The sequence below is a fragment of the Desmospora activa DSM 45169 genome (genome assembly GCF_003046315.1).
GTDB classification, from domain to species: domain Bacteria; phylum Bacillota; class Bacilli; order Thermoactinomycetales; family DSM-45169; genus Desmospora; species Desmospora activa.
This window is the reverse complement of record NZ_PZZP01000002.1, coordinates 305,761-330,267: the sequence shown is the minus strand read 5'-3', so window position 1 is coordinate 330,267 and position 24,507 is coordinate 305,761. Positions and strand designations below refer to the sequence as shown.

Here is a 24,507-nt window from a genome sequence, read left to right as displayed (position 1 = left end):
GTTGTCTAATGAAAGTTTTGGTTACTGGAGGAGCGGGTTTTATCGGCTCCCATATTGTAGATCAATTGTTGGAAACGGGACATGAATCGATTGTGGTGGATAACCTCGCCACCGGTGATGAGCGTTTCCTACCTAAAGAGGTCCCCTTTTATCGGGTCGATATCCGCGATGAGCAATTGTTTGATATCGTTCGGACCGAACGTCCGGATGCGGTGATTCATCAAGCGGCCCAATCCAGTGTTCCCTTTTCAGTCGATCAGCCGCTGGGAGACGCCGATATTAATATCCATGGAACCATCCGCTTGTTGGAGGCTGCTCGTCAGTGTGGAGTTAGCAAGTTTATCTACGCTTCTTCCGCAGCGGTTTATGGAAATCCGCAATATTTGCCGATCGATGAAAACCATCCCGTTAATCCGCTCTCTCCTTACGGGATTTCCAAATTTACACCGGAGTACTATCTAAGAGCGTATCAAGATCTCTATGGAATCCCCTTTACCATTTTGCGCTATGCCAATGTTTACGGGCAACGGCAGATCAGCAAAGGGGAGGGGGCGGTGATTGCCATCTTCCTGGAGCGCATTTTGAAGGGGGAACCACTCCGAATTGACGGGGATGGGGAACAAACCCGGGATTATATTCATGTATCCGATATTGCCGCTGCCAATATCGCGGCACTGTCACGGGCCGAAAACCAAGTGCTCAATATTGGAACGGGTATTTCCACTTCCATTAATGAGTTGGTACAGCTTTTGAAAAAGGTGTCAAATAAACCGATTTCTGTTTCCTATGGTCCTGACAGAGAAGGGGATATTAAACATAGTTATTTTGATATTGACGGAGCGCGACGCCATCTGATGTTTAAGCCTAAGGTCAGCCTGGAAGAAGGCCTTATACAAAGCTTGGATTACCTTTTGCAAAACAGGGTTTTACTCCAGCGTGGAACGGCTGTAACAGAATTGTAAAGATAACGTAAAATACGCCTAATCGCGTATTGCCAACCGGTTAGATCTCCAGTATACTGGTTACCAGTTGGTGAAGTTCTGGTAAGTGATTACTGTTTTCAACTATTTTTATTACGGCAGGAGTGGTTTGCGGATGCGTTCAAAAGCGATGGCTTACGAAAGCGATTCGCAAGCGAGTTCGGTTGATCTTCAACCATCGCATGAGCAAACAGGAATGTATCCTGTGGCAAAGCGAATACTTGAAATCTTATTTTCGATTGCGCTCTTAGTGTTTATTCTTCCTGTCATGGTATTGACGATGATTGCCATTAAACTGGAATCAAGAGGTCCGGTCTTTTATAAGCAAGAACGAGTGGGGTTAAACGGTCGACCATTTCATGTGATTAAATTGCGATCAATGCGGATTGACGCTGAGAAAAATGGACCGCAGTGGGCTGCCAAGGATGATCCGCGCGTCACACGAGTGGGCCGCTTTATTCGTAAGACTCGCATCGATGAAGTGCCACAATTGATCAATGTCTTGCACGGGGATATGAGTCTGATCGGTCCACGTCCGGAACGACGGGTGTTTACGGAGAAGTTCGCCAAAGAGATCCCCAACTTTAAAAAGCGGCTAACCATTAAGCCGGGTTTGACGGGTTGGGCTCAAGTGAACGGTGGTTATGATGCTACTCCCAAAGAAAAATTCTTTATGGATATGTATTACATTCGGCGACAATCGTTTGCCTTGGATCTGCAAATCCTGTACCGCACCGTCTGGGTTGTTCTCTCCGGTAGCGGAGCGCGTTAAAAATGAATCATCAACACACACAAAGGTTGCCAATCAATGGCAACCTTTTTTATTCTTCACCATAATCGGTTCTATTTTCATGTAAACCTCTCGATTAGAAAACCAAACGGAGGGTAAGGTATAACAAAAACCACAGGGGAATACTCATCCATGTTGCATTGAAAATGCCCAACAAGAACGATTTACCAACAACAGGGTAATTCATACAGGGCACCTCCGTGACCTCTTGATTAGTTTTTATTATACGGCATATCCCCCGAAAATAGTGTGGGAACGGCAATTTGTAAAGGAAATGTAATGCTTGGGTAAAACCCTTAACAAACGACGATCAACGGTTCGCAAAAACGAAAATATTGACGGGTTGCGTTTCTCATGCTAAAATCATTCTCGACCAATAGGAATAATTGGATTCTCTTATCCAGAGCGGTGGAGGGACTGGCCCGATGAAACCCGGCAACCGACTGCATAGCGGTAAAGGTGCCAATTCCTGCGGAACTGGTAAAGGTTCTGACAGATGAGAGTGGAGAGTTTGGACACAACCTTTCTGCGTATCTGCCAGAAAGTTTTTTTTATGTTGTAAGGGAGGTGTAGGTTGTGATTCAACTGAAAGAAGTATCCAAACAGTTTCCCGTAAAAAGAGGAAATCAGCCGGTGACAGCGTTATCCGGAGTAAATATCGATGTTCAACAAGGTGAGATCTTTGGCATTATCGGCAGAAGCGGTGCCGGTAAAAGCACGCTCCTGCGAATGGTAAACGGATTGGAAAAACCGACGTCCGGAGAAGTGTATGTGGACGGTCAAGCCATTCACCACTTAAATGAAAAAGAGTTGCGCCAGGCGCGCTTACAGATGGGAATGATTTTTCAACACTTTAACCTGTTATGGTCACGAACGGTATGGGGAAATGTGGCATTCCCCTTGGAAGTGGCAGGAATCCCTAAGGACGAAATTGAGGAGCGGGTGAAGCGGCTGTTGGATCGTGTCGGATTAAAAGAACGGGCAACGGCATATCCCTCACAACTGTCAGGGGGGCAGAAACAGCGTGTCGGCATTGCCCGTGCTTTGGCCAACGATCCCAAGGTGTTGTTGTGTGATGAGGCGACATCCGCCCTCGATCCGGAGACGACAGCCTCCATCCTGCAATTGTTGCGGGAAATCAACCGCGACACGGGAATTACACTGCTGCTGATTACACACGAAATGAGCGTAGTTCGCGCCATCTGTCAGCGGGTGGCAGTGATGGACGGGGGCAGTGTGATTGAGTTGGGGGAAGTGGAAGAGATCTTCCAACGGCCGCGCCATGAAGTAACCGCCCAATTTGTGAAGCAGACATTGCTGGAAGGAGCGGAGCAACCCCAGGCCGACGCAGAAACTAGTGTCTGGCTGCAGTTTTCAGTCGACGACTGGAGGGAGTTGTTACCGCATCTGCAAAAGGAAGCCGCTACAAATGGAGTCCGGATTCACTTAGTAGCAGGGGAACTGACTGTGGATGGAGCGGTGACGGTTTCCTTGGAAGGGGAGCCTTCAACCGTAGAAAAAGTGGCGATACGGTTTCGAGAGCGATCGGAGAAGGAGGTGACGGCAGGTGTTAGCGGAAGTTGATTGGCCGCTGGTTTGGCAGGCAAGCGGTGAGACGGTGTATATGGTCGCGATCTCCACTTTTTTTACCGCCCTCTTCGGTATTCCTCTCGGAATCCTACTGGTGATCACTGATCGTGGACAGATTGCAGCCCAACCGTGGTTACAGCGAATCATTGCCGCTTTTGTCAATTTATTTCGTGCGGTCCCCTTTATCGTGTTGGTTCTGTTTTTGTTTCCAGTTGCACAACTGTTGGTGGGAACCACCTTGGGGCCAACAGCGGCCACAATTCCACTGATCGCAGGTGCGGCCCCGTTTTATGCCCGTATGGTGGAGACGGCCTTACGTGAAGTGGATAAAGGCGTGATTGAGGCGGCACAGGCCATGGGCAGCACCAAGTGGCGCGTGGTGACGCGGGTGCTGCTGCCGGAAGCGACACCGGCTTTGGTTTCAGGTCTCACTGTTACCTGTGTCACTCTGATCAGCTTTTCCGCCATGGCTGGTGTCGTGGGTGGCGGAGGACTGGGGGATGCCGCTTATCGCTTCGGTTTTCAGTCCTTTAACGATGCAATGCTGGTTGTATGCGGTATTTTGCTCGTATTGTTGGTCCAAATCGTCCAATGGGGCGGAGATCGATTAGCCCGCCGCTTGGATAAACGATAAAACGAAAATGGGAAAGGAAATGATCAAATGAAAAAACGGTGGTTAACGCTGCTAATTTTATCGTTGGCTTTGGTTTTGACTGCATGTGGAGGTGGCCAAAGCCAAGGGGAACAAACATTAAAAGTGGGGGCGAGCCAAGTGCCCCATGCGGAAATTTTGGAACATGTGAAGCCGCAGTTGGAAAAAGAGGGAATTAAGTTGGAAGTAAAGGTGTTCCAGGACTATGTTTTGCCCAATAAATCGGTGCAAGAAGGAGAGCTGGACGCCAACTTCTTTCAGCACACCCCCTGGATGGAGGCGACCAACCGAGAGCAAGGTTGGGATCTAACGGCGGTGACAGGGGTTCATATTGAACCGATGGGGGCCTACTCCAACAAACTGGATGATATTGCTGAGCTAAAAGAAGGGGCAACAGTGGCTCTGCCTAATGCTACCAGTGAAATCACCCGGGTACTGTTGCTGTTGGATGACGAGGGTTTGATTAAGCTGGATAATCGCGACGGGGATAAAACCGAAAAGAACATCAAATCCAACCCCAAAAAACTAAAGTTTAAACTGCTGGAAGCGGCCACTCTACCCCGGGTGTTGGATCAGGTGGATTTTGCCGTGATCAACACCAACTACGCCTTACAAGCCAAGTTGGATCCACAAAAGGACGCTCTGTTCCTAGAAGGATCAGAATCCCCTTATGTCAATGTTTTAGCAGTGAAAAAAGGGAACGAGGATGATGAGGCCATTCAAAAATTAGCGGATGCGCTCACTTCCCCTGAAGCAAAATCCTTTATTGAAGAAAAATACGAAGGTGCCGTTGTACCCGCTTTTGACTAAACTGATTAAAACCCCCGCAGCTGTCGTTGTGGGGGTTCATTATTAATGCAAGTGTAGGCCCGGGTCCCGAATTCCGTTTTTGCGCCTTTCCCTTTTAAGGATGTAGGGCTGTGTGTTTATGCGAAAAGCATGTGTGGCCGCTAAACCGTTGAGCTCTACGGAGACTCCGCTGGGTTGTCGGTCAAAGCGAGATCGGGAACGAGTGACCATGGCGAGACTTGTTCTTTCGTGCAAAGGGCCGCTACTCTGGAAATCGTTCCCTCTCCCGGTCATCGATGCCTATTCCTCGTTTCCTGATTCTCGTGGTCGGTATTGGATTTCTTTCAGGTTGAACATCCCTTGACCGCTGGTCTGTTCGGATACCATTTGTTGTAGGGAGGTTTCCTCTCCAACGGGAACCCATAGCGTCCACTGGACGCGATCGGTAAATTGTGGGGATTCCATCTCATAACCGGTCTGATGCAGCTGGTGTTCCACCTTTCCCATCGCGTGGTAATTCACGGTGATCAAGACCCGGTGGTGGGGGATCCACTCATATTCCCCGGCAGTGTCCAGGCCAGCACTGGCCCCTTGCCCATATGCTCGTACCAAGCCTCCAGCGCCCAGCTTAATACCGCCAAAATAGCGAGTCACGACAACGGCGGTATTACACAGTTGGCGCTTTTTTAACACCTCTAAGATGGGGCGGCCGGCCGTACCCGCCGGTTCGCCGTCATCGGAGGAACGCTGAATTTCTTGGGGATCGCGCACAATATATGCATAACAGTTATGAGTCGCGTCCCAATGCTTTTTTGCGATTCCCTGTATAAACCCGATGGCTTCCTCCTCTTTATCGACACGTTCGACATAGCTGATAAAACGGGATTTTTGTATGATGATTTCAGTCTCTCCGTACCCTTTGACGGTGCGGAATCGAGCGGGTATCTGCAATGGAAAGCCCTCCTCCGGATTGTCGAGTTTGCGCGGGTTGTCCATATTTCCTGGGAAAGGAACCATTGTTTTAGAAAGTTTTGTCGAAAGGGTAGCCGCAAAAAAAAGCCCTGGTTTATGCTGTTGACCACAGACAAGCCCAAGCGGCTTGAAAGGATGTGGTTAGCGTGATATGGATCGGCATGTCTTCTCTTTATCGGGATTGTTTGTTGGATCAGGATCGTTCCGGTTTTATCGTACAAGGTCTCGTTTCCCAACATGAGGCGGATGTTGGACTGTATGAATTTTTAGCTCTAACCAGCATACCAGTTCCACGTCTGATTGCCAAAGGGCGATGGCGATGGAGAGGCCGTCTAAAAATCGAGATTAAAAGTGGGGAGAAGCGGAGAGGACCTCCTTGTGGTGAAAGCGGAGGGATCGGTGGATATTTTTTAAGCATGATGGGCAAAGAATGACTTTGTTAATTTGACTCTAATTCTTGTCGCAGGATGTTTTGAATTCGTTTCTGTTCGTTTTGTGGAATCACGAGGTAGTAATGGTTACTCCACTCGTCTACACCTTTCATGTGCAGAACCTGCATCTGATTCGGCGAAAGGGTACGCAGAGTGGAAACCATGCGCCAGATATCCCAAGGAGACAAGTCGGTCTCCACATGGTGGAAAACGGTAGGAATAATATCCCGCAGTTTCAACATTGTTGAAGCTTGGGTGCTTTGTTTCCACAGCTCCCGCAGCACCTGTTGCTGGCGAATATGGCGATCGTAATCACTCCCCCCGGTTCGATCGCGAATATAAGCCAGGGCTTGTATTCCGTTTAAATGCATCGAGCCTTTGTGAAAGTGCTGTCCTTTGTAGGAAAAGGTCTTTGGGACCTGAACATCCACTCCCCCCATTTGGTCAACGATGCGGCGAAAACCGGCCATATCCATTTTAAGATAGTGATGAACGGGGATGTTAAGAAACGATTCTACCGTTTGTACGGTTGATTTAACCCCGTTTCCAAGGGCATACGCATGGTTGATTTTATCCCAGCGTTGGCGGCCACCACCCAAATGCAACTGTGCTTTAGCGTCACGGGGAATGTTGAGGAGCGTAAGCCGTTCATTGCGGGGATTGAGAATGATCAGCATAATGGCGTCGGTGCGCCCCTTGTCGTTTTTGCGGCGATCTACCCCCATCAGAAGCACACTCACCGGTTTCTTGACTGGAGTGGGAAGGATCAATTGAGAGCGAGTGTTTTGGGACGTCGTTTCCTTATCCGATGTTTGCCGATGTTCCGGTTGAGCGGGAGTGATAGGCGGATGAACGTCATCCCGGGTGCCCTGTGACAACAGAACCCCTCCTGTCAGCAGCGCGAGAATGGCAACAAAGAATGATACCCAGCGGTACATGGTGGCAACTCCCTGATTTGAGTGATGAATGCTTGTGAACTGATTATCGGAATGATGAAGGGATTTTTGCAAGCGAAATGACTTCGTTGTGTCATCCCATGCAAACAGAAGAACACAGACTCAAAGATTCCTTCCCTTCGTATGTATGTTAAACTTTCCCGCTGGCTCCATAATCATTCGAACGCCCTTATTCCGGTTGATTCCACTCGCACTCGATTTTCTGGTAAGCTTATGGTGAAAAACCCATAAAGGGACGGAGCGACGTGATGAAAGCGTGGATGAGGGGCGTATGGATCATCGGGTTGAGTGTCTTACTATTGATCGCTTGTCAGCCGGAGAGGGAAGAGGTACCGGATATCCCTGATGAGACGGTGGATGAAGGGAAAACGTCAGTCGAAAAGCAGTGGGTGGTCAAGTGGAAGATGGATCAACCCGATCCCCGTTTTTTGGAGTCGGTTCATGTACTGCACCGATCACAGGAAAATGGCGGATTTACGATGTTGGTGAAGTTAAAGCAGGGGGTGAAAGAAGAGGATTGGTTAAAGCGATGGGCGGCACATGAACAGATTGAGTTTATCCACCCTAACCAAAAATATGAGGTGGAGCAGCGGGAAGGAGCTGCTCAGCGTGGAGAGGATCGCTACTATCTGAGGCAGATCGGTGCGGATCAGGCGTGGAGGGAGTTGGACTGGCCTGTACAATCCCATGTAACCGTGGCGGTAGTAGACACAGGAGTCGATTTTAATCATCCGCTGCTGGAGCCTTACCTGATTTCGGGGATCAACTTGCGGGACCCGGTACAGCCCGCTCAAGATTACATGGGGCACGGGACCCATGTGGCCGGGGTGATGGTTGAGGTTTGGGACGGGTGGGAGCGTGATGCAAATGCTGCCGCTATTGATATTATGCCGGTTAAAGTGATGAATGACGGCAAGGACGGTGACGTTTATTTTACGGCGGAGGGCATGCGGGAAGCGGTTCGTCGCGGGGCGGATGTAATTGTGCTGGCGCAAGGGAGTTGGACTTATTCGGAGACGATGGCTGACGCTGTCCGCTTTGCCGAGGAGGAGGGCGTCCTGGTGGTGGGAGCCACCGGAAATGCCAGTCTCGATGAGAATGGGGATATTCGCTATAATTCTCCCGTTCATTATCCCGCTGCTTTTCCGGAAGTGTTGGGGGTGGGAGCGGTCGGACGCGAGGGGAAAGTGGTTCCTACTTCCAATGGCGGTTCCGGGATTGATGTGGTGGCACCGGGAGAATCGATTGTGGCCGCTGTCCCGGGCGGCGGGCGCAAGGCTGATTCGGGTACCTCTTTTGCTGCTCCACAAGCGGCGGCATTAGCCGCGTTGCTTAAAGGACAGACACCGACGCTAACTCCGGAAGCGATGCGCAATCGCATTCGGCAGTCCGCACGTCCGGTGGGAGAAGAACGGTGGGACGAATGGGGAGGCTATGGGGAGATCGATGTCTTGTCCACGCTTACGCAAAAAGGGAAAGCGGACATCTTTGAGCCCAACGATTCTCCGCAAACGGCGATGCCTTTATCCCGTGATCAACGGGTAAGCGCCGTTTTAGCGGGAAAAGATGATACCGACTGCTTTCAGATTACCACCCCTTATGAAGGGACGCTCACCCTCAAGGTAGAGGGAGAACCACAAGGGATGGGCGCAGTTACATTGCGAGGAACGGCACCGGGAGAGGAGTCGGTGGAGTACAGCGGGGAAGAGCTGGAAGAAGTCCATCTCTCAGTAGAAAAGCACGAATGGATCTTTTGCCTGTCCACCCGAGATGACCAGGAGTGGGCGTATACTTTGAGCAATCAATTTCGCCTGCAACCCGATGCATACGAAAACAACGATCAGCGCTGGAGTGCGTACAGGGTGAAAGTGGAGCCCGGTATTTCCTCCTTTCAAGGAACGTTTCATAAGGAGAGGGATGACGACTGGTTCCGTTTCGATCTGGATGAGCCGGGAAGCTTGCGCTTGTCTGTCAATGTATGGAGCCCACGTGGAGATCCTGTTCTCTATTTGCAGGAAGCAGGCAGCTGGAAAGGAACCAAAGTGGATGAAGCAGCTGAAGGTGTGGCGGAAGAAATCGAGATCGACGTAAAAGCGGGAAGCTTATTTGTGCGTGTGTCAGACTATGGACGAAATGCGATTCCCGACCCTTATCTACTGTTGCTGGAGTTTCAACCGGAAGCCAGGGATGCGTATGAACCCAACGATACCTCCCGGCAAGCAACACCCTTGCCCAACGAGGAAGCGATACGGGGACAGATTGCCGGAGAAGCGGATGTGGACTGGTTTACATTTGTTTTGGAGGAGTCGCAATCGGTTCGCTTTCGGTTTACGTTGGAAAAAGAGCCTTCCCGTCCGCTGACAGTGGTGCTGTTTGACGAGAATTTACGTACACAACAAACTGTAGCGTTACATGCGAAAAAAATGGAAGACGATATCGGAGATTCATTGCAACCGGGCCGTTACTTTATCCGTCTCTCAGGTGAAGGGGAGGAAGAATGGGAATACCGTTTTAGGAAACGGGAGTGAAGTTGCGGAGAAGGAAAACCTCCTCCCTTGTCATGGCTGCTCTTTTCTTGTATCCTGAAAATGATTTTGCAACGAGGAAGCATAAAAGATCCAACATAGATCCATCAAACAGTCAACCAACCCTCTTTCCCTCGGGGAAGGATCTTTTTGTATGGATAAAAAGGAGGAGCAACTGTGTCAGAAAACCTTCGCCGCAGTTTGTTTACATCGGAATCGGTCACAGCGGGACATCCCGATAAAATTTGTGACCAGATCTCCGATGCGGTTTTGGATGAAATTTTGTCCCGGGACCCCAATGCTCGGGTTGCATGTGAAACCTCTGTCACCACCGGATTGGTGTTAGTGGCGGGGGAGATCTCCACCACCTGCTATGTGGATATTCCTAAGATCGTGCGGGATACGATCCGGGATATCGGTTATACCCGTGCCAAATATGGCTTCGATGCGGAGACTTGTGCCGTTCTCACCTCAATTGACGAGCAGTCTGCCGATATTGCCGCTGGGGTGGATGAAGCCCTGGAAAAACGGGAAGGAAGCATGACGGAAGAAGAGATTGAGGCGATCGGTGCTGGTGATCAGGGGTTGATGTTTGGATTCGCCGTCAACGAGACTCCTGAATTGATGCCGTTGCCCATTTCCCTGGCTCATCGCTTGGCACGTCGTCTACATCAGGTGCGGGTGGACGGAACATTGGATTACCTGCGCCCTGACGGTAAAACCCAGGTTTCCGTCGAGTATGAAGGAGACAAACCGGTACGGATCGATACCATTGTCGTCTCCACCCAACACTCCGAGGAGATCTCCTTGGAACAGATTAAACAGGATATCGAGCAACAGGTAATCTTGCCTGAGGTTCCAGCAGAGATGTTGGATGATGAGACTCGATACTTCATCAATCCGACGGGCCGGTTTGTCATCGGTGGCCCCATGGGGGATGCCGGCTTGACCGGTCGTAAGATTATCGTCGATACCTATGGTGGATATGCCCGTCACGGCGGTGGTGCCTTTTCCGGAAAAGATCCTACCAAAGTGGACCGCTCTGGCGCCTATGCTGCCCGCTATGTGGCTAAAAACATTGTTGCCGCCGGATTGGCGGATAAATGTGAGGTGCAGTTGGCGTATGCCATCGGGGTTGCTCAACCGGTGTCAATTCGGGTAGATACCTTTGATACCGGTCGGTTGGAGGAGGATAAACTGGTGGCGTTGGTGCGTAAACATTTTGATCTGCGTCCGGCAGGCATTATCCGTCAATTGGATCTACGCCGCCCGCTTTACCGCCAAACCGCTGCATACGGTCACTTCGGCCGCCGTGATGTCGATCTTCCCTGGGAACGTACCGATAAAGCGGATCAGCTGAAACTGGAAGCGGGACTGTAATTAAGCGGGGAAATTGATTTGCCGTATCTTGTGGATCGGTTTCCTTCATTGTGAGAAATCATTGGAGGGGTTAGAAAGAAGGGAGGGGTGGTTGTCCGTCGAGCGACTCTGCCACGCATGGAGCGGAGACGGATAACCACCCCGACCGCCCCGTAGCCGGTTGTCTATGCCTCGCCCCTCTAGCAGGGGCGTTTTTTTATAAAATTACATCATAAAATTGAACAGATGAAATTGGATTCCATCTATAGCAGCAGTTGACAAACGAATCATTCCACCATAAAGTGAAGGAGAAAACAGCATGAAAAGCTTTACCGAACCCCTTACTTTCTCTCCGCATATAATGGAGGCAAAGGAGGATGACGGCGATGGAATGGTGGTTGCTGTGGGGTGCCCTTCTGATCGTCGGAAGTGGTGGGTTCGTATACTTTTTTTACCGAATTTTTTGTTTTCCACTCCGAACGCGCTCCGGTCGACTGGTATTGGTTACCCGAAACAACCAGGGTACCATCGAATGGATCGTTCGCTCTTTCTTCTTTTGGCGCCGGGTATCGGGGAAATCCGATGATTTGATCTGCCTGGATGCGGGCTCACTGGACGATACGGGGCCGATCTTACTCCGTTTAGAACAACGTTACCCTGGGATGAAGGTATGCCTCTACCCTGAGGATGTTCCGGAGCAGGAGCTAAAACAACATACAGATCGCGTCAAGCAAGATACGGATGTGTGGGACTTACGAAATCTGGAGCGATCAGAATCATCATGAAACAACGAACGGACCCCCTGGTGGCAGGGAGGGTCCTTTTTTATAGAGGAGGTGGGAGTTTGGAATGGATGCAATATGAAGTAGACGGAAAAATCTATGATACCTTTTGCGTTGAGACGGATCGATTATTCTGGTTGGCCAGGGGAAAAGAAGTGCGCATGCGCAAAGGTCGCTGGCAGGGTGGGATGTTGCCCGAGACACCGTCTCCAGAGACGACGATCCCTGCTGGTGAAGGGGTGAAGTCGGCGCAGGAACAATGGGCCCGTGAGGTGGTGGAAGCGGATAAGTGGAGAGAGGCGTTGGGTGGACGGGCATTGTTGGAGAAAGAGATCTTGGCTCTGCTGAAATGGCAGAAAACGCTGCCTCCCCAAGATCGATGGCGTCGAATCAGAACGTTGGTGCTCACAGGTGCGGCGCGTGTATTGCCCGGAGTGGAGACGGCAGGGTCGGCACTTCGGCGTCGGTGCCTGCGGTGTGGTTCCGGTTTTGGTGCCATTCGCAAAACGGTGTGTGCCCGCTGTGAAGATATTTGTTTTTACTGTGACCGTTGTCTGGTGATGGGGAGAAGTCAATCGTGTATGAGCTTATTTTTATTTGAACCGCTTCCATGGAAAGCACGAGCCCCGGTCAATGCCGAGCTCTCTTTTTCCCTGTCAAGCGCTCAACGGGCGGCATCTAGGCGATGTGTGCAATGGTGGGAAGAGGGAAAGGCGGACACTTTGTTGTTGTGGGCGGTTACCGGAGCGGGTAAAACCGAAGTTCTCTTTCAAACATTAGAACAGGCGCTGTCCCGTCGTGCCCCTGTACTATGGGCAGCTCCTCGTCGCGATGTGGTCGTGGAAGTGGCAGATCGGCTGTCTCAAGCATTCCCTACCGTCAATGTCGTAACGTTGCATGGGGAGAGTGGCCAAACTTGGAACCGGGGGGAGCTGTTTGTCGGCACAGTACATCAGGCTATGCGCTTTTATCGCTGTTTTTCCCTGGTGATCATCGATGAAGCGGATGCATTTCCCCTGCAGTCACATCCATCTCTGCAAGCATCGCTGGAGCGGGCACGCCGGGTTGACGGCAAACGGGTTCTGGTGACGGCGACGCCGCCCACCTCTTGGAAAAGAAGCTTTCGGCGCCACAACTGGCCGGTGGTAACATTACGAGCACGCCATCACGGTCAACCGTTGCCAGAGCCTCGTATCATCCGGGCATGGGGTTGGTATCGCCGCATGATGGCGGGAAAGCCGACTGCCCCGTTGGAGGCCTTTGTCGAACGGGTGTTGCAAACCGATGGACAAGCCTTAGTATTTGTTCCGCGGATAGCAGACGGAAGACAGCTGATCAGTTGGCTAGAAAAACAACTCCATCTCCCCGCGGATCGGGTGGCTTTCGTCTCATCGCGGGAAGAAGAACGGAAGCGGTTGGTAAAAGAATTTCGCTTGGGAACGCTGCGCTTACTGGTAACCACTACAATCTTGGAACGCGGGGTAACCGTCCCGCGCTGCCATGTCTTGGTGGCGGGAGCCGATCACCCGGTGTTCGATGCGGCTGCATTGGTGCAAATTGCCGGTCGTGTCGGACGGTCGATGGAATACCAAGAGGGGCAAGTCTGGTTTGTGTCAAAAGTGGTAACCGGGGAAATGGTACGGGCAAGGGAGGTGATTCGTTCTTGGAATAGACGCGCTCATCGAGAGCTGGAGGAGGGAAAAGGGGGTTAGCCATGAAAGGGATAGACTTGTTTTCTCCACCTTCCACTTGTTGTTTTTGTGAGGCGGCGGTTAAGGTTCCCTGGGGACGAGGATGGAGGCGGGTGTGTGACCATTGCCGGGCACGGCTAAAGCCCATCCGGGATTGTTGTTGCCTCCGCTGTGGCCGTTTCATGAAGCGATCGTTTTCATCCCCTTGCAGCGATTGTCAACAGTGGGGGCAGACTTCGTTGGAAGCCAACCGCAGTGTCTGTACATACAATCGTTTTGCGCGGGAACTGGTGTGGATGTTAAAATATCGAGGAAACGAGGAGTGGGCGAAACCATTGGGAGAGATGATGGCTGAACGCTTGTTAGAAACGGGATGGAAAGCAGCAGGAGTTACTTATGTTCCCGTCCATGCGGATCGATTACATGAACGGGGCTTTAATCAGGCGGAGCGGCTGGCGCAAGTAGTAGCAAAGGCGATCGGTTTACCAAAGCGTTCGCTATTGCAACGAATCCACCAAGCCGACTCCCAGAGCCAAAAGGGTCGGGGGCAACGATTGGCGGCGATCAAAGGGGCTTTTCGCCTGTCTGCTTCTGTCGATGAGAGAACACTTTCCGGATCGTGGATTTTAGTGGATGATGTGTATACCACCGGCGCTACTTTAGTGGAATGTGCTCGCACTTTGGCTGATGCCGGTGTTGAGCGTATCCGTTCCCTTACCTTTGCACGGTGAATGAGTGTTGTTGCTAAGGTGACCCGTCAGTTTGCTACTCAGCGAAAAACACCGGGGACATATACGTAAAAATCGTGAGACCCTCTTGAACACCAGCCCAGCTATCATCTATGATTATCCTCTAGCACCTTTTTTGCTCGTTTTATTGGGAGGTTTCAGTGGCAACGGGGGATGGTAGCGATGTTTTATTGGCGAATCGCCCTTCCTTCCATGCCAAATTTGCGAGATTTCTTGTCCTTGATGGTATACAACGCCACAGGATGGGCAACAAAGGGAATGTGGATATCTTCTAAACTCAAAAACTCATAAAAGGAGTGACTTTTGATGAACAAATCACAACTGATTGAACGAGTGGCTGAGACTACCGGAAAAACGAAAAAGGAATCGACTCATTTGGTGGAAACCGTTCTTGGAACGATTTCCGAAGCGCTGCGCAACGGCGAAAAAGTTTCTTTGATCGGTTTTGGCAACTTTGAAGTGAGGGAACGGGCCGCCCGCACCGGCCGCAATCCCCAGACCGGGGAAGAAATCCAGATCGAAGCAAGCCGTGTACCGGCGTTTAAACCAGGGAAACAGCTGAAAGAAGCGGTTAACTGAGACTGACACTCCCACATAATGAACCTCCCCCACTTACGCTAACGGTAAGAAGTGGGGGTTTCTTACCATCAGAACAAAGCTCTCACGTATCGAAGGGTTTGCCTCCCATACTCGAATCAAACCGACTCGGGCTTTCTTCCCTTTAACTGTGGTTTGTCAGTAAACTCGACACTCTCCTCTATCAGAGGGGAGTGTCTGTTTATGAACCTCTCCCGTCTACGCTAACGCTAAGGGGCGGAGGTTACTTGCCATCGGAAGAGCAGAGACAAGTGGGAGACTTCTGACGTATAAAGGTTAAAGAAGCCCTCAGGCAGGAAATCGTTACAACCATATCGAAAAACATAGATCAATCACCATTGAAGGAGGAAAAGAACCAATTGATGGGATTTATTTCATGCCGAATATATATAAATTTTTTTGTATAATGATTTAAGGTAGAAACGGAAAAATCAAGGGGGCTTTGGTGTGAAAATATTACAATGGTTTGTTCCATTAGCAGTGATCGCATTGCTCGCCGGATGCAGTGGGACGGCATCAGATGGTAACGGTGTGATCAAAGTGGGAACGGATGCGGTTTATCCTCCCTTTGAAACACAAAAAGGGAATGGTGAGATCGTTGGCTTCGATATCGATATCATCCAGGCGATCGCGGAGGCGGAAGAGATGGAAATCTCCGTTCATCACACGGGATGGGACCCTCTCTTTGAGGCGATTGATCGCGGTCAAATGGATATGGGAATCTCGGCGGCAACGATTACGGAAGATCGAAAAAAGAAATACGATTTTTCGGAACCTTATTTTGAAGCGAAACAATTGATCCTGGTTCCTGAAAACGCCGATGTTAAATCCCTGGCTGATCTAAAGGGAAAGAAAATCGGTGTTCAGTCGGCTACTACGGGTGAAGCGGTCGTTACCAAAGCTTTTGGCAAAACCTACAAAGGGTTGCGTGGATACGATGATACGCCTGGAGCAATCGATGATTTAGTCGCAGGCCGTGTGGATGCCGTTGTCGCCGATAACGGCGTTGTGCAGGATTACATGAAAAAGAAATTAGAGGGCGGGAAATTTAAGACAATCGAAGATGACAGCTTTGATCCTGAGTTTTATGGCATCATCGTGAAAAAGGGAAATCAGGAAATGCTGGATAAAATCAATTCTGGTTTGGAAAAAATACAAAATGACGGCACATACGATAAAATTTATAATAAGTGGTTTGGTGATAAGAAATAGTCATTTAACCGGAAAAGAAGGTGTATCTGCGCTTCTTTTCCGGTATTTGTGTTGTGGATGATGTGGATAAATATGTGGATAAGTCTAAAAGCATATTGGATATGACTTTTTTCCTAGAGGGGTGCAATCATGGATTGGTCGGTCGTCCTGGAATATCATGAGTTATTTGTACGTGGTTTTTATACCACTATCTTGTTAACAGTGGTCGGTGTAGGCGTGGGATTGGTGATCGGTTTGATCTTAGGTTTGATGCGTCTCTCCGGGAGGTGGTGGCTGGTACGCCCCGCCACCCTGTATGTGGATATTTTTCGAGGGACACCGTTATTGTTACAGATCTTATTTATTCATTTTGGCTTGATTCCCACCATATGGGAAGGGATGGGCTTGATTTCGCCTGGACCCCTTTTCTCCGGTTTTGTTGCCCTTTCACTCAATGCGGGTGCATATATTGCGGAGATTTTTCGCGGAGGCATTCAATCCATTGATAAAGGGCAGATGGAAGCGGCCCGTTCCCTCGGTATGTCATATGGACAAGCAATGCGCCATGTGATCTTGCCGCAGGCGTTTCGCCGGATGTTGCCCCCTTTGGGCAATGAATTTATCGCGTTGTTAAAAGATTCTTCCTTGGTGGCGATGATCGCCGTCAACGACTTAACCTATGCCGCTTGGACTACCGCCAAAAACACCTGGGAACGGTGGGCCCCTTATTTGACAGTGGGTATTATGTATTTTATTTTAACCTTGCTCTTATCCCGACTAGTGTATTGGTTGGAGAAGCGATTCAGTCCTGAAGCGAAGGAAAGAGGGTGAATCCGATGATCCAGGTAGAAAATCTACATAAAAAGTTTGGTAAAACGGAAGTATTGAAGGGAATCGATCTAACAGTTGCGGAAAAAGAAGTGGTTTCCATCATCGGACCCAGTGGATCGGGAAAAAGTACCCTGCTTCGCTGTATGAATTTGTTGGAGGATTGTTCATCCGGCCGTGTGATCGTGGATGGTCACGATTTGACGGACCCGGCGACGGATATCAATCAGGTGCGTACCGATGTGGGCATGGTGTTTCAGCAATTTAACCTTTTCCCCCATATGAGTGTGCTTGACAATATTGCGCTGGCACCTGTGCAGGTACGGGGATGGAGTCGACAACAGGCGGAGGAAAAAGCGACATCGCTGTTGGCCAAGGTGGGATTGGAGGAGAAAGCCACCGCTTATCCACAACAGCTGTCCGGGGGGCAACAACAACGGGTGGCGATTGCCCGGGCTTTAGCAATGGATCCTAAGGTGATGCTGTTTGATGAACCCACATCCGCTCTCGATCCGGAAATGATCGGGGAAGTACTGGCGGTGATGAAGGAATTGGCGCAAGAAGGAATGACGATGGTGGTGGTCACCCATGAAATGGGATTTGCGCGTGAGGTGTGCGATCGCGTGATCTTTATGGATGACGGCGTCATTCAAGAGGAAGGCAATCCGACGGAAGTATTCCAACATCCCCGTCATGAACGTACGCGCGTATTTTTGAGCAAAGTGCTGTAAATGGGAGATAAAGGAATACTGAATCTCCAAAGTCCAGTCAAATATCCTTGACTTTGCCTGATGGGCAGTGATATATTATTTTTGCATGGAAGAGGTCCAGATGGTCATTTTCATGTGCATCACATTATGAAGGGATTGTTCATATGCAAGGCAAAGTCAAGTGGTTCAACGCGGAAAAAGGTTATGGGTTTATCGAGCGTGAAGGTGGCGAAGACGTGTTTGTACACTACTCCGCCATTCAAGAAGAAGGCTTTAAGACCTTGGATGAAGGTCAAAGTGTTGAATTTGAAATCGTGGACGGACCGCGTGGACCGCAGGCTGCTAACGTAACGAAAGCTTACTAATCCAACGATTTCCCACCCCTCCCGACCATTTGGTCGGGAGGGGTTTTACGTTTAGGAATAGAGAACCTTTTTGAAATGGATATAATTTCTGTACCTGAATTATGAATGAAGGCAGGATAATGAGGGTAAAGCGGGAATAGGTACTTATAGATGGCGAAAAGGGGGATTCGCTTCATGAGGTACAATATCCGAGGAAACAACATTGATGTCACCGAGGCGCTCCGAAGTTTTGTGGAAAAGAAGTTGAGCCGTCTGGAAAAGTATTTTGATACAACCCATAAGACGGAAGCTCATGTCGCACTCAGCGTTCTCAACAAAGACAACCACAAGGTTGAGGTAACCGTCCCTTTCCCTGGTATACTGGTACGGGCCGAGGAATCCACCAGCGATATGTATGCTTCTGTCGACAAAGTGGTGGAAAAACTGGAGCGCCAAATTCGGAAGTACAAAACGAAGGTGAATCGCAAGTTCCGCCAGGATGGAACGATCCGTTCCCTTGGAAATGGGACGGCCCCTGCAACCGCACAATTGGAAGTAGATGACAGCGAAGAGGAATTTCAAATTGTCCGCACAAAACGGTTTATCCTGAAACCGATGGATGCTGAGGAAGCAATTTTGCAGATGGATATGTTGGGACACAATTTTTACGTGTTTTCCAATGCATCCACCGATACAGTAAACGTGGTATACAAGCGCAAAGACGGTCGATATGGTCTGATTGAACCCGAATGACGCTGCTTCATCGTTATAAGAAGTATCCCCAGGGCGGCTAAATGCTGCCCTTTCTTATTTTGTACCTTTCCTGAATTCTTTTGTGAAAATGTGAAATATGACGCCGTTTTTTGTTAAACTAATAGATAGTACCTAATGATTGGAATCGATCGGATCGAGCCGGATATGTGAACATCTTGTTTCACGAAAGGAATGAAGGCTGATGCTTAATCTTTTAAAAAAAATGTTGCCCGATGCAAACCAACGGGAGCTAAAACGTTGCTATAAGATTGCGGATCAAATCGACGCGCTGGAACCGACGATATCGGCGCTTTCCGATACACAACTGCGACAAAAGACCGATGAATTCCGGCAAAGGCTGGATGAGGGTGAGGATCTGGACGACCTTCTGCCGGAAGCCTACGCAGTGGTGCGGGAAGCGGCCAAGCGTGTACTGGGGATGCGTCATTATTATGTGCAGTTGGTGGGGGGGATCGCACTTCACAACGGGGATATCGCCGAGATGAAAACCGGGGAAGGGAAAACCTTGGTCTCCACCTTGCCTGCTTATCTAAACGCCCTTCCTGGTGAAGGCGTTCATCTGGTGACGGTGAACGATTATTTGGTCCGGCGGGACCGGGAGTGGATGGGCCAAATCTTTGAATTTTTGGGGCTGACGGTAGGTCTTAACGTTCCGGGGATGAAACCGGAGGAGAAGCGACAGGCATATCAGGCCGATATCACCTTTGGCACCAACAATGAATTCGGCTTTGATTATCTGCGCGACAATATGGTTCTCTATAAAGAACAGATCACTCAACGCCCCCTCAATTTCGCTCTCATCGACGAAGTGGACAGCATCCTGATTGATGAGGCGCGGACGCCTTTGATCATCAGCGGTCAGGCCAATAAAGCGACGGATCTCTACTATGCTGCCGACAAAATGGTGCGGCGGTTAAAACCGGAAGAAGATTACACTGTTGATATTAAGACGAAAAACGTCACCTTGACCGAACAGGGTGTGGATAAAGCGGAAGCGTTTATGGGCATTGATAATCTGTACGATGCCAACAATATCCACATCAACCACCACATCCAACAAGCGTTAAAAGCGCATGTAATTATGAAACGGGATCAGGATTATGTGGTAAACGAAAGCGGCGTTGTCATCGTGGATGACTTCACCGGCCGCTTGATGGAGGGCCGCCGTTACAGTGATGGGCTACATCAGGCGATTGAGGCAAAGGAAGGGTTAAAGGTACAGCGGGAAAGCATGACGTTGGCCACCGTCACGCTACAAAACTACTTCCGCCTGTACAACACCTTGGCCGGTATGACCGGTACCGCTAAAACGGAAGAAGAAGAGTTCCGCAAGATCTACAATATGAACGTCGTTCAGATTCCCACCCATCAGACGATGGTGAGAAATGATCTGACCGATGTGCTTTATAAAACCGAAGCAGGGAAACTGCGGGCGGTAGTGGATGAGATCGTCAAACGGCACGCCACCGGACAGCCAGTCCTCGTTGGGACGGTTTCCATCGAAAAGTCGGAACTGCTGTCCAAAATGCTGAAGAAAAAAGGGGTCCCCCACCAAGTTCTTAATGCGAAAAACCACGCCAAAGAAGCGGAGATTATCGCTCAGGCCGGTCAGCGGGGAGCGGTCACGATCGCAACCAATATGGCGGGTCGTGGGACGGACATCGTTCTCGGCGAGGGTGTGGATGAACTCGGCGGTTTGCATGTCATGGGAACCGAGCGTCACGAAAGCCGCCGCATCGATAACCAGTTGCGCGGACGCTCCGGTCGCCAAGGCGACCCCGGATCAACCCAGTTTTTCCTCTCCTTTGAAGATGAATTGATGCGCCGCTTTGGCGGAGAGCGCATCGAAGGCTGGATGAGCAACCTGGGAATGGATGAAGATACCCCTGTCGAAGGACGGATGTTTAGTAAAGTGGTTGAAAACTCCCAGAAAAAAGTGGAGGGCATGAACTTTGACGCCCGACGGTGGGTATTGCAATACGATGATGTGCTCAATCAACAGCGGGAGATCATCTACAAACAACGGCGTGAAGTGCTGACCGGTGACAACTTTAAAGAGATTGTACTGGAGATGGGGAGAGAGTTGATCCAACGGGTGGTGGAAGTACACACCCAGGATGAGGATATCCCGGAAGAATGGGATCTCGATCCGGTGGTCGACTTTGCCAATACCTCGCTGCTCCCGGACGGAAAGTTAGAACTGGATGAACTGCAGGGGCTGGAACAAGAGGAAATCGTGCAACTCTTGGTTGACAAGCTGGAGCAAGCGTATGACGAGCGGGAGGAAGAGATCGGTTCCGAGCGTCTACAAGAGTTTTCAAAAGTGGTGATCCTGCGTACTGTTGACCGCAAATGGATGGACCATATCGATGCCATGGATCAGTTGCGTCAAGGGATACACCTTCGGGCTTACGGCCAGACAGATCCAGTGCGGGAGTACCAGTTTGAAGGATATGAGATGTTCCAACAGCTGATCCAGGAAATTCAGGAAGAAGTTGTCCGTTATGTGATGAAATCGACGGTGGGCGATGATGAGATCAAACGGGAAGAAGTAGCTACTGAGCAGACCGCATCCAGCGGTGAGTCTACCAATCGTAGCGAGGAGAAAAAGAAGCAACCGCTTCGCAACGTCGACAAAGTGGGACGCAATGATCCTTGCCCTTGCGGCAGCGGCAAAAAATATAAGCAATGCTGCGCTCGTTCGGCGCAGACGGGTTGAATGTTGACGATAATAATGCAGTGTAGGGATTTTACAGCGGAGTGTCTTGTGCTTTTTAGCGGAAGCCGTCAACGGCGGGGAAGCAGCGGATACTTTAAAGCAGACTGAATTGGAAAATCCCATCCTTTGCAGTTCTGCATTGTAGAGATATTACTATTTGCAAGGGCGCGCTAATCCAGAGCGCCCTTTTCTCTCATCTGGATCTTCGCCGTCTTTCAGGCCGGGCGACCTTTGTGTTATCCTGAATAAGATGATTTTGACAAAGGAGCGATTGAGACGATGATCTTAGCAGAGATTCGACAAGAGTTAACCAATACAGCCAAGCGATTGGCGGATATCAGGGGGTCTCTTTGACCTCGCCACCAAAGAGTCCCGCATTGCTGAATTAGAACAGCAGATGAGCGCCCCCGATTTCTGGAACGACCAGAACCAGGCTCAGAAGGTGATCGATGAGAATAACCAACTGAAAGGATTGGTTCAGGGAATCGCGGAGTTGAATGAAGCCTTGGAAGAGCTTCAGGTGATGGCGGAGCTGATCGCCGAGGAGAATGATGAATCCATGCTCCCCGAAGCGACCGAGGGAGTAAAGGAACTAAAGAAAAAGCTGGATCAATTTGAATTAAATCTCCTTTTAAGCGAGCCCTATGACAAAAATAACGCCATCCTGGAGTTGCACCCCGGTGCCGGCGGAACGGAATCCCAGGATTGGGCGGAAATTTTGCTGCGTATGTATACCCGTTGGGCGGAACGGCGCGGCTTTAAAGTGGAAACCCTTGATTATCTCCCAGGGGATGAAGCGGGTGTCAAAAGTGTCACCCTGCTGATCAAAGGGCATAACGCCTACGGTTATCTCAAGGCGGAAAAAGGCGTGCACCGTCTGGTACGCATTTCTCCCTTTGATGCTTCCGGCCGCCGTCACACCTCCTTTGTCTCTGCCAATGTTTTGCCGGAGATTGATAACGATGTCGATGTGGAAATTAAGACGGAAGATCTTAAAATCGACACCTACCGCTCCAGCGGTGCTGGTGGGCAGCATGTGAACACCACGGATTCAGCGGTGCGGATCACACACTTGCCTACCAATGTGGTGGTGACGTGTCAGTCGGAGCGATCCCAGATCAAAAACCGGGATCGGGCCATGAAGATCCTAAAGGCGCGCCTATTGGAAAAGCAGCTGGAGGAAAAACAGAAGCATTTGAACGAGTTAAAAGGGGAACAGACGGAGATCGGATGGGGTAATCAGATCCGCTCCTATGTTTTTCACCCTTATAGCATGGTAAAAGATCACCGCACCAATGTGGAAGTAGGTAATGTGCAGGCAGTGGTGGACGGCGAGCTCGATTCCTTTATTGAAGCGTATCTGCGCAAACAACTAGGTGCATAATTGATTTGCGAACCCCTCGGATTTGTTCCGGGGGTTCTTTTTGGTTCGCATACTTGTTCTCTTTTTCTGAGATTCTAAGACAAAAAACGATGAATCTCAGATTGATGATAAAGTGGGCCCTGGGTCCCGATTTCCGTTATCATGGTTTGTCAGCAGCCTCAATCGATATTGATTTATTCAGGAAGGAGGTTTACGCGAAAATGTTTAGAGTATGGGTGATATTAGCGGTTTTAGGGATGATGATTCTGCCCCTTTCCACTGCCGCTGCCGCTTATGTAACGATAGAGGGTCCGTGCCCAAAACAGGAACGATGTTGGTCATTTGCGGCCAATGTGTGGCATGTGGAGGGAGAGAGCGAAGCGTTAAATCAAGGAGAACCGTTTGTTCTTGACGGAAAGAACGATCGTATTCTTGGAACCGTCGATCCTGATGGTCAACCGGCTGTATTGGTGGTGGAGATATGGGATAAAAAATCCCACATCTTGCGCCAACAGGTGGTACGGGCTACCAAACAGCGTCCCTTTTTGGTGTCACTGCAAGGGTTGGGAATACAACCGGTTCATGTTTTCCTTTACTTCCGCCAAGGTGGACAAAATGGCTCAGTTAAGGGAGAGCTTCACTATTAGTTTGATGGTGTGAAAAACCTCGATTATCGATGGGAATGAAGCGATTGTCGTTCGGTGTTCCCCTGTGGGCATACTTAGAAAGAAGCCCATGGGGAGTGTTAATCTTGTTGCAGGACGACCCATGTCCGATCAAAACGGCCTGCCAACACATCGACTTGCGGGGCGCAAAAGTAGAGGATGCCGTGATTTCCCCACACCATCTCCAGTTCCTCCCCATCGGAATCCACTTGTAGTAGTAGCACCCATTCTTTTTCCTCAATTCCCGACTCTCGCCGGCAGGTTGCAAAAACATCCTCCTCTAACTCCAGCGGGTGTCCTAGCGATTGGTGGTCTCCCCCTTCTTGTTTTTCCAAATCGTATAATCGGTCCATCAGGTCGAAATAGACCTCTTCCATCCCTTCCACCGGTTCTACATCGGGAAGTTGTCGATCGGCGATAGGGGTCATCCGGTATTCGGGGTAGCGTGCCTCCCGTGGCAGCTCTTCCGGAAAAGGTGCCGGTGTCAGATCATTTGCTGTCGGGTGATAAATGACACGCCAGTTGCCGGGGTTTTTTTCTCCCCATAACGCTTCCGTATCACAAAAGAAATACAGCATGCCCATAGGAGGAAGCGGCATATCCGGTACCAATCCGGCCCACTCATCCAATCGAAACTGGGCGATAAAAGGGAGGGGTTTGCCCAAATGGTGCGGGTAATCCATCCCGACAGGGCCATCCGGCATTCCGCCAAAGCGGGACCACCCTAATTCTGGAGCCGTCTCCGTTTCCGGGATCAGTTTGACACAGGGAATCAACGTGGACAACACCTCCTCCTTCATTTCCGACAATCCGTGTTCTTCTAAAATCGCTTCAATCTGTTTGTCAGTGGTCATCAAAATCTCCTCCCTTTTCGCTGAGTTACGCACATCCTATCCTGGAAGTATATCAAAGATAAAGACAAAGGCCTAAATGAACCTCTCCCAATGATTTTAGGGAATTTTTGTAAAAATTATAAGATGGCAAAAGCCATCCCCCGTCTGACGCGTCATTCATGTAGAAGCGGGAGACTTCTGGCGCAAATGAGTTAAA

Annotated in this window: 23 protein-coding genes and 1 riboswitch; of the genes, 20 read left to right on the top strand and 3 right to left on the bottom strand. The window is 50.0% G+C overall.

All coding sequences use genetic code 11. From position 1 onward, the window contains the following. Positions 1–8: 8 nt before the first annotated feature. The 5 genes from C8J48_RS14840 to C8J48_RS14820 all read left to right on the top strand — a co-directional run bounded on the left by C8J48_RS14840 (position 9) and on the right by C8J48_RS14820 (position 4,822). Positions 9–962: an SDR family oxidoreductase gene (locus C8J48_RS14840; protein ID WP_107728023.1), complete on the top strand. Its 954-nt coding sequence runs from the start codon at positions 9–11 to the stop codon at positions 960–962. A 148-nt stretch (positions 963–1,110) separates the two neighbouring features. Next, positions 1,111–1,752, top strand: coding sequence for a sugar transferase (locus C8J48_RS14835; protein ID WP_425430483.1), 642 nt, complete (start codon positions 1,111–1,113; stop codon positions 1,750–1,752). A gap of 411 nt (positions 1,753–2,163) precedes the next feature. Next, positions 2,164–2,273, top strand: a riboswitch (SAM riboswitch). A 73-nt stretch (positions 2,274–2,346) separates the two neighbouring features. After that, positions 2,347–3,354, top strand: coding sequence for a methionine ABC transporter ATP-binding protein (locus tag C8J48_RS14830; RefSeq protein WP_107728021.1), 1,008 nt, complete (start codon positions 2,347–2,349; stop codon positions 3,352–3,354). Further along, positions 3,338–3,994 carry a methionine ABC transporter permease gene (locus C8J48_RS14825; RefSeq protein ID WP_107728020.1) on the top strand — a complete coding sequence of 219 codons (657 nt, stop codon included), beginning with the start codon at positions 3,338–3,340 and terminating at the stop codon, positions 3,992–3,994. Before C8J48_RS14830 ends, C8J48_RS14825 begins: the two co-directional genes overlap by 17 nt. A gap of 27 nt (positions 3,995–4,021) precedes the next feature. Then, positions 4,022–4,822, top strand: coding sequence for a MetQ/NlpA family ABC transporter substrate-binding protein (locus C8J48_RS14820; protein ID WP_107728019.1), 801 nt, complete (start codon positions 4,022–4,024; stop codon positions 4,820–4,822). Positions 4,823–5,101: 279 nt separating this feature from the next. Here C8J48_RS14820 and C8J48_RS14815 read toward each other — a convergent pair whose 3' ends face one another. Then, positions 5,102–5,752: a YigZ family protein gene (locus C8J48_RS14815; RefSeq protein ID WP_342748262.1), complete on the bottom strand. Its 651-nt coding sequence runs from the start codon at positions 5,750–5,752 to the stop codon at positions 5,102–5,104. A gap of 167 nt (positions 5,753–5,919) precedes the next feature. Between C8J48_RS14815 and C8J48_RS14810 the strand changes: the two genes are divergently transcribed. Further along, positions 5,920–6,207: a hypothetical protein gene (locus tag C8J48_RS14810; RefSeq protein WP_107728018.1), complete on the top strand. Its 288-nt coding sequence runs from the start codon at positions 5,920–5,922 to the stop codon at positions 6,205–6,207. 5 nt (positions 6,208–6,212) lie between these two features. Here the strand turns inward: C8J48_RS14810 and C8J48_RS14805 are convergent, their stop codons facing one another. Then, positions 6,213–7,142 carry an LCP family protein gene (locus C8J48_RS14805; RefSeq protein WP_107728017.1) on the bottom strand — a complete coding sequence of 310 codons (930 nt, stop codon included), beginning with the start codon at positions 7,140–7,142 and terminating at the stop codon, positions 6,213–6,215. Between the two features lie 266 nt (positions 7,143–7,408). On the opposite strand from C8J48_RS14805, the gene C8J48_RS14800 reads away from it, so the two are divergent. The 14 genes from C8J48_RS14800 to C8J48_RS14735 all read left to right on the top strand — a co-directional run bounded on the left by C8J48_RS14800 (position 7,409) and on the right by C8J48_RS14735 (position 23,439). Then, positions 7,409–9,688 carry a S8 family peptidase gene (locus C8J48_RS14800; protein ID WP_107728016.1) on the top strand — a complete coding sequence of 760 codons (2,280 nt, stop codon included), beginning with the start codon at positions 7,409–7,411 and terminating at the stop codon, positions 9,686–9,688. A 174-nt stretch (positions 9,689–9,862) separates the two neighbouring features. Next, positions 9,863–11,065: a methionine adenosyltransferase gene (gene metK, locus C8J48_RS14795; RefSeq protein WP_107728015.1), complete on the top strand. Its 1,203-nt coding sequence runs from the start codon at positions 9,863–9,865 to the stop codon at positions 11,063–11,065. A 365-nt stretch (positions 11,066–11,430) separates the two neighbouring features. After that, positions 11,431–11,829, top strand: a complete 399-nt coding sequence (locus tag C8J48_RS14790) for a hypothetical protein (RefSeq protein WP_107728014.1) — start codon at positions 11,431–11,433, stop codon at positions 11,827–11,829. Between the two features lie 68 nt (positions 11,830–11,897). Beyond that, entirely contained in the window at positions 11,898–13,538 is a 1,641-nt protein-coding gene (locus C8J48_RS14785; RefSeq protein WP_245891257.1) for a helicase-related protein, read from the top strand. Positions 13,539–13,540: 2 nt separating this feature from the next. Continuing rightward, positions 13,541–14,248: a ComFC family protein gene (locus C8J48_RS14780; RefSeq protein WP_146160511.1), complete on the top strand. Its 708-nt coding sequence runs from the start codon at positions 13,541–13,543 to the stop codon at positions 14,246–14,248. Positions 14,249–14,572: 324 nt separating this feature from the next. Beyond that, entirely contained in the window at positions 14,573–14,845 is a 273-nt protein-coding gene (locus C8J48_RS14775) for an HU family DNA-binding protein (protein WP_107728011.1), read from the top strand. 465 nt (positions 14,846–15,310) lie between these two features. After that, positions 15,311–16,075, top strand: coding sequence for a basic amino acid ABC transporter substrate-binding protein (locus tag C8J48_RS14770; RefSeq protein ID WP_107728010.1), 765 nt, complete (start codon positions 15,311–15,313; stop codon positions 16,073–16,075). Between the two features lie 129 nt (positions 16,076–16,204). Further along, a complete protein-coding gene (locus tag C8J48_RS14765) occupies positions 16,205–16,885 on the top strand; it encodes an amino acid ABC transporter permease (RefSeq protein ID WP_107728009.1) in 681 nt (226 codons plus the stop codon). Positions 16,886–16,890: 5 nt separating this feature from the next. Then, positions 16,891–17,613 (top strand): amino acid ABC transporter ATP-binding protein, encoded by a 723-nt coding sequence (locus C8J48_RS14760; RefSeq protein ID WP_107728008.1) that lies wholly within the window; start codon positions 16,891–16,893, stop codon positions 17,611–17,613. A 143-nt stretch (positions 17,614–17,756) separates the two neighbouring features. After that, complete coding sequence (locus C8J48_RS14755; RefSeq protein ID WP_107728007.1) at positions 17,757–17,957, top strand: cold shock domain-containing protein; 201 nt, start codon at positions 17,757–17,759, stop codon at positions 17,955–17,957. 174 nt (positions 17,958–18,131) lie between these two features. Continuing rightward, entirely contained in the window at positions 18,132–18,689 is a 558-nt protein-coding gene (hpf, locus tag C8J48_RS14750; protein ID WP_107728006.1) for a ribosome hibernation-promoting factor, HPF/YfiA family, read from the top strand. A gap of 202 nt (positions 18,690–18,891) precedes the next feature. Beyond that, positions 18,892–21,429 (top strand): preprotein translocase subunit SecA, encoded by a 2,538-nt coding sequence (gene secA, locus C8J48_RS14745; RefSeq protein ID WP_107728005.1) that lies wholly within the window; start codon positions 18,892–18,894, stop codon positions 21,427–21,429. Positions 21,430–21,708: 279 nt separating this feature from the next. Then, positions 21,709–22,813 (top strand): peptide chain release factor 2 gene (gene prfB / locus C8J48_RS14740; protein ID WP_107728004.1). Its coding sequence is split into 2 segments (ribosomal slippage): positions 21,709–21,780 and positions 21,782–22,813, totalling 1,104 coding nucleotides; the frame shifts between segments, so codons are not numbered across the junction. 200 nt (positions 22,814–23,013) lie between these two features. Further along, positions 23,014–23,439: a hypothetical protein gene (locus tag C8J48_RS14735; RefSeq protein ID WP_107728003.1), complete on the top strand. Its 426-nt coding sequence runs from the start codon at positions 23,014–23,016 to the stop codon at positions 23,437–23,439. A 98-nt stretch (positions 23,440–23,537) separates the two neighbouring features. On the opposite strand, the gene C8J48_RS14730 is transcribed toward C8J48_RS14735, so the two are convergent. After that, the gene (locus C8J48_RS14730) at positions 23,538–24,311 is read right to left on the bottom strand and encodes a YwqG family protein (protein ID WP_107728002.1); all 774 of its coding nucleotides are present in this window, start codon (positions 24,309–24,311) and stop codon (positions 23,538–23,540) included. Positions 24,312–24,507 lie beyond the last annotated feature (196 nt).